The sequence below is a fragment of the Candidatus Woesearchaeota archaeon genome (assembly GCA_003694805.1).
GTDB lineage: Archaea > Nanobdellota > Nanobdellia > Woesearchaeales > J110 > J110.
Window position 1 is genome coordinate 1 of the sequence record RFJU01000111.1, and the last position, 6,249, is coordinate 6,249.

The 6,249-nt window shown below is 53.1% G+C and carries 6 protein-coding genes; 3 read left to right on the forward strand and 3 right to left on the reverse strand.

All coding sequences use genetic code 11. From position 1 onward, the window contains the following. The coding region (locus D6783_04030) for a hypothetical protein (GenBank protein RME52692.1) at positions 1-639 on the forward strand (639 nt) is incomplete at its 5' end. Positions 640-940: 301 nt separating this feature from the next. Continuing rightward, the gene (locus tag D6783_04035) at positions 941-1,537 is read left to right on the forward strand and encodes a hypothetical protein (protein RME52693.1); all 597 of its coding nucleotides are present in this window, start codon (positions 941-943) and stop codon (positions 1,535-1,537) included. 54 nt (positions 1,538-1,591) lie between these two features. On the opposite strand, the gene D6783_04040 is transcribed toward D6783_04035, so the two are convergent. Further along, a complete protein-coding gene (locus D6783_04040; protein RME52694.1) occupies positions 1,592-2,335 on the reverse strand; it encodes a DUF91 domain-containing protein in 744 nt (247 codons plus the stop codon). A gap of 231 nt (positions 2,336-2,566) precedes the next feature. On the opposite strand from D6783_04040, the gene D6783_04045 reads away from it, so the two are divergent. Continuing rightward, positions 2,567-3,256 carry a hypothetical protein gene (locus D6783_04045; protein ID RME52695.1) on the forward strand — a complete coding sequence of 230 codons (690 nt, stop codon included), beginning with the start codon at positions 2,567-2,569 and terminating at the stop codon, positions 3,254-3,256. A 151-nt stretch (positions 3,257-3,407) separates the two neighbouring features. On the opposite strand, the gene D6783_04050 is transcribed toward D6783_04045, so the two are convergent. Together D6783_04050 and D6783_04055 are read right to left on the reverse strand one after the other, a co-directional pair. Further along, entirely contained in the window at positions 3,408-4,631 is a 1,224-nt protein-coding gene (locus D6783_04050; protein RME52696.1) for a hypothetical protein, read from the reverse strand. A 104-nt stretch (positions 4,632-4,735) separates the two neighbouring features. After that, entirely contained in the window at positions 4,736-5,920 is a 1,185-nt protein-coding gene (locus D6783_04055; protein RME52697.1) for a hypothetical protein, read from the reverse strand. Positions 5,921-6,249: the final 329 nt, after the last annotated feature.

The following is a 6,249-nucleotide window of genomic DNA, read 5'->3' on the forward strand; positions in this document are numbered from 1 at the left end:
GCTTTCCCCTCAAAGAATGCTAAGCGCCGAGAAAAACACCCGTTCTTGCCAAGAACCACGGGCACCTTCCAAGAAAAACTCAGCACCCCCTGCCAAAACCCCCTACAAAGAGCTCAGAAAACGCTTCAGAAAAAAAACGAAAGAAGCTCCCGCAAGAAGACCAAGAAAACACTGAAGAAAAACAACCCAACATACGCCGCCTTGCTCCACGCCAAAACCTTCGCTCCGTCAAATGCCAAGAACGGCAAAAGGTTGAACGCTGCAAGCAAGCTATTAACAGAAAGCCCGTACCAACCAAGAAGGGAGAGCGAGTCAACAAACAACAAAGGAAGGAAGGCTAGCGCTAACACGATATTAGCAAGCGGGCCCGCTGCAGCAATAATACCACTCTCACTACGCCTCACATGGCCTGAAATCACCACCGCGCCTGGCGCTGCAAAAATAAAGCCAAAAAAACTCATGACAAGTGCAAGCAACAAGCCAGCATCCCAAGCCCTAAACTCAGCAACAAACCCTAATTTACGTGCAACAAAACGGTGCGCCAGCTCGTGCAGGACGAACCCCGTCCCGACGGTGACGCTCGCAAAAGCAAACGAAACAAGAAAAGAAATCTTCGCACTCTCAAACCTGGCCAGGTGAGGCTCTCGGAGCAGTATGGCAAACGCCAAGCTCAGCATGAACCACGCCTTCACCAAATCCACACGCTCCTCTCTCCGCATAGCTCCTCCAGTCCTCCAGCATCACACCACCAACACCCCTATTTAAACCTGTTGCCTGTTGCTCTTAAACACCTCGCTCAGCTCACAGCGCTTGCACAACCAACAACCCCTTTATCAACGCTCAAAAATCAACACTCAAAAAACATGCCTTCCCAAACACGAACCCCTCCACAGCTGCTGATACAAAAGATTTAAAACGTTTCGTGCGCAACCCCTCTCGTATGCTGAAACCTGCCAAACTAACACTGTGCGCCGTCAGCATCGTGCTCATCGGCTTCCTCACTGCAGCACCCAACCTCATAGCAGGAACCCTTCTCACCCTCTCGCTTGCCGGAATCATCATCCTCCTCAGTTTCCAAGACGAGTGGGGAACGCCAGAATTCTTCCTCACCGCTGTCAGCGTCATCAGCCTCTTTTTCACCCTGCTCTCCCTCTCAACGCCTCCCAGCAACGGCACACGCCTCCTCGGCTTTTCCCTCGCCATCGCTTTCCTCGCCGCGATCATCGTTATCCTCTTCCACCCGCAAGAGCACACACCCCCAGCACATCACGAAACAACCCGGACACGAAGTAGAACACAAAGAGACACCCACGCCACCACACCCCGCTCCCAACACCACCGCCACCAAGAAAACCGCACCAGCGAGGGAAAAGCAAACAAGCGATACGTTTCGGTCAAAACCTCAAACGTCGTGCACGTTCCTTCCTGCATGACCGTTCAGCGAAGCAGCGCCAAAAATCTTCGACAATTCACCAGTTTGGAAGAAGCGAAAAAATCAGGGCTCAAACCCTGCAAAGCATGCCTCGGAACGCAATAACCGCCTTGCAGCCTCCAAAAAAAAGCAGACCTCAACAGGCCGCGCCTTTCTTCTTCAAAAATCACCAAGCGACTTCTGATCCTTCCAGTACCGCTCAAGCCGCTTCGGAGGAGAAACACTGACGAACTCAAACCCGAGCTCGTGCAGATGCGCCAGCGCGTTCTTCGTCACTGCTGGAGCAGCCAACACGCCACGAACCTTGCTCACGCCGCGAAGCTTCTTTATCTTCTCCACATACCGTCGAAGCTGTGTCACCGCCGCCAAGCTGGCACGATACCGCTTACACTCCACCACGACCAAGTTCCCCCGTTCATCATAACCAAACACATCAATAAAACCCACCTTCGTGTGCTCTTCCCTGCTCAACGGCTTAAAACCATCTTCAATCAAGGCAGGATTTTGCTTAATCATATCGCTCATGTCCGCCTCGTTACCCACCAAGACCAACTTCTGCCCATCCTCGAGCCTTGCTGAAAAAAATCCGTGCACAGCAAACACGACGACATCCAAGAACTCCTTCTCCCTCGCGTGGGCACAGCGCAACAACAACGCACCGCTCTTCAGCTTGCTAAAGGAAAAAGAAGACCCTGCCTTCATATAATTCACAGGCGCGCTCCCCTCTGGCTGATGAACCTGCAACGTATTATCCGCCTTGAGCACGATGAGACGATCCCCTCGCGCGAGAAACGCCTCCGCCCTGCCGGAATAGGAAATCTCACAGGAGAGAAAGCACGCGGCGCACTCATTGCGAGAAATCGCCTGCTCAAAACGCTCCCGAAAATCATCAAGCCCCAGCATGCACCCATCACTCAAGGAGGCGAAACCACGCCCTCCTTAAAAAATATTCTGCACGCCAACAAGGAATGGCCGAAAACCATATAAAGCAGAAACAGAACAGAAGGCCAGAAAGACAAAAAGAGCAACAAAAAAAACAACAACTCAAAAAAAAGAATGAAGCAAGCAAAAGACGCCGCCAAACCTCGCCGACCTGTTTCCCGACCCTTCCATCCGCCCAGGCCGCGCCTCTCATTGCTTCTCTTCGCAGCCATTGCCACCTTCACCCTCCTTCTCACCTCATGCACCGAAACAGTTTTCGAATGCAACCCGCCCTACATCATCAACGGCAACACGTGCTGCCTTGACAAAAACAGCAACAACATCTGCGACTCAGACGAGAAAGACGCTTGCCCGCCGTGCGAACTCGACTGCTCATCCTGCCCTGTTCAAGAAAAAGAAAAACTCGTACAAGTCACGAAGTACATTTGCGAGGACGGCAGGGAAGTTGACGATAAAGCAACCTGCAAGAAAACATCCGGGCCACAACCGCTCACCTACCAGCCAGTCACGACCAACGAAGAAGGGACACACATAGAAGAAGTTTCCATCACGCCAGCATGCAGAGCATCCTTCCCCGGCGGCGATGTCTACTACAAAACAGACACCGTCCCAGGCGAAGTCGTTATCGAGCTCAAGGAACTCCCTGACGGCGACTGGCAAGACTTCTACACCATCCCACGAGCGTACTTGGAGCGCCGCGTCGAATTCGTCATCTGCGACGTTCGCTGCCCTCACAACCAAGGAGACTTCACCCTTCCACCTAGCAAAGCGTACGTGATGCGGCTGCGCATGACACAACCAGTCTGGGGAACCACCGAGTTTAGCAACGAGCACATCGTCGACACGAGAGAAGGAGGCGCGTTCGTCAGCAAGAAATGCTAAGCCTTCTCGCCACCTAAACGTTGCCTAAAAAGTTACCTTGGCACCATAGCACAAAAGCCACCCTCCCTAAAGAAACAGCAAATACACACACTCAAAAAAATAACGTTTGACGAAGAACAAAAAAAGTCTTCTTTCCTGCACGAACGTTTGACTACAAAAAATCTCGAAGCCGTTTCTGCTCGCGCCCTTGGCGAAGCAACACCGACCTCTTCAAAAGAGCCGCCGCGTCACCCCTAAAGCGAGAAGTAATTGCCTTCACGCCCGCCGCCACCGCTTCGTGAATCGATGACGCCTCAGAACACGTCCCGCGAAGCGTCTTCCTCACCGCCTCACGAACAACCCACACCCCCAAGGGCGCCCAGTAATCAGACGTGACAAAGCGAAACAAAACAGCCCCTGCCTGGCGCCTCACCTTCACTAAGTGCTCAAGAACCGCGAGGCGCGCAGCGTAATACCCCCCAACCGTTTCGGACGCGTAAGACTTCCTCCCGCCAAAGTGCTCAGCATCGCAAGCAAAAGCGTCAGGGGAAAACCCCTGCCTCCCCTTGCGAGAAGCAGGCCCCTCAAACAGTTCATAACTCCAAACTCCCGGCAACAAAAAGACAACGTACACGTTCCCTAAATACTCCCCTGTAAACACTTGCCAAACACCCAGCTCGTCAAACCCCCTCACCTGCCTCATCAACTGCTTGCCAAGCTGATCGTCAACAGCAGTAACAGACCACCGCGTCGGCACTAGCGTTCTCCCAGCACTGACGCCAACATTCCCCGTACTCAACAACTTCACCAACCGATGTTCACCCACTCCTTTCTTGTACAAGGTCGTCAACGCCTCCGACGCTTTCAAGTCAGTGTCAGAAACAACATCCTCCACGCTTTTCTCAACGCGCGGATTCTCCGTGAGACGAACGGAACGTACAGGAGCTGAAGGGCCGAACGGCAAAACCCCTCGGGGAAAACCAACCCGAAACACGGGTTTTTCCTTTAGTTTCACCTCAACATCAACAGGGTCACGAGCAAGACCCACTTCCCTCGCCGCCTGCACAAGCCGATCAGAAAACGAGCGAACCGATGCGTGAAAACTCGAGTTAAGCAAAGAAAACCGCCTGGCTAAGATGTCTCCAACGCCCAGCCCTCGCTTCACCCAACCTGCAGGATCATCCTGATCAACGTACGACTCAGCGCTCAAAACACCCGCCCGGACACGAGGATACCCGAACCGACCAACAAAAACGTTTGGCGTCTTCGCAGAAAACACATCCTTAGACTGCAGCGAAGAAACTGTCAAGCCGCCAAGCTTTTTCTGAATAGGGCAGCCAGCCCGCTTGCATTTCCAAAAATCAAACCGGCCGCACACCTCACAGGAAGGACGCATACTCGCCCCAAGAGAACAATCCCCTCGCTCTTAAGCATTGCGAAAACAACCAACAAAAAAAAAACTGCAAACAGCCTGACAGGCCACAAAAAAACACCCCTTTTTTACTCTCGCTGATACGCGACGAAGAAGACCCGCTCTCCTTCGCGAAGCGCTTGAGCATTGCGCTCTCGGCCTTTCCCATCAACAAGGAGAGGAACACCCTCCCTGCCCTCCACGCTCAAGTGAGGGTACGCTTCCCGAAATGCTCTGGCAAGCGACCAAGGAGAGTCCCCCCGCCTCAGCACCCGCTCGAAGCGCCACTTCCGACCGTCACCAGCCGTGCCAGCCACCCGGAAAGGCACTTCGTACGCATGAGGAACTCCGTTCTCAACGAGAACTTCAAAGGGAACCCCTCGATCCCTCAAGTACGTATTCAGCGCTCCGACATCGTTTGCAACGCTCAACAACTCCTCGACCTCGCCCCTCGCAGCCGTTACTTTTTCAACGTAGCGAGGATCTGCCCCGCGTGAGCATCCAAGACCGTGATACTGCAAAATGGCTTGCTCTTTTCTAGAAAGCATCATCCTCATCTCAACACGTTCCTTGTCCGCGCACCACCGCCGTATCAGTGATTCATCGAGGGGTGTTCGCTTATAAAATTCTTCGAGCAATAAACCTGCGCAGGCAATGCTGTTCCCAGGATCATGATAGGATGCCCGCACGCCACCTTCAAACCCTGCCAGGCTGCATACTGCCTTATTCACGTCAGGAACGATCTGCATCAACCCGTACGCCCCTGCACTGCTCACTTTCGATGGGTCCCCACTACTTTCCACCAGAGCCACGGAGGCGAGGTCTGCCTCAGAAAAATGTGGTAATCGCTCAGCAAACGCGTGCAGAGCGGCGTGATAGCGAAACACACGAAGTAGAGGTACGACAGGGTTGTCCTGAGCCGTTCCCTCCAGTACTGAACTGATAACGTCGGGAGACAAGAGAAAGCCTTCAAGCGTGTGTGAAGACGTTGCTTTTCTTCCGCTGCTCCTTCCGCTTCGCGACTCCAGCCTTGCAGGCCTGTACAAATACTCTTGTGAAGCAAGCGTGCTCTCAACAGCACGGTTTTCCACCTCCCTCGCTTCACGCTTCGTTCCCAAAAGAAAATCTTGCATACGGGAAAATTGCTCTTGACCGCCTGACGAGTACGCCCAGAGCGCTAAGGGGAGCGCTAACGCTGCGAGCGTCCTCTTCACGCCGTGACGACGCTTCGAACGGCACTCCTGCAGCTCCTTGGCAACATTTTCTTCAAGCATGGAACACTATGGCACGCCTTCGTCGCAAGCCCACCAGAGCGGTTTCGTTCCTTTTAAAAACTTTTTGCTTTTCTCGTGAGAACAACTCTTCGCTTCTTAACACTAAGAACCCCTAAGAAGTAAAATCACAGCAAAAGAAAAAAAGAGAACGAGAACAGAACGAGCAACCAACACCTGCCAACTAGTACGTGTTGCCGAAGTTGTTCGCAACAATATTCAAATCCGTCACATCAACAACCCCATTCGGATCATCACGATCCGCCCGCTGCGCCCGCTCATCCCAACACAAACCAGCAGCAGCACTACAACCAAACCTACTCCCCACCAAC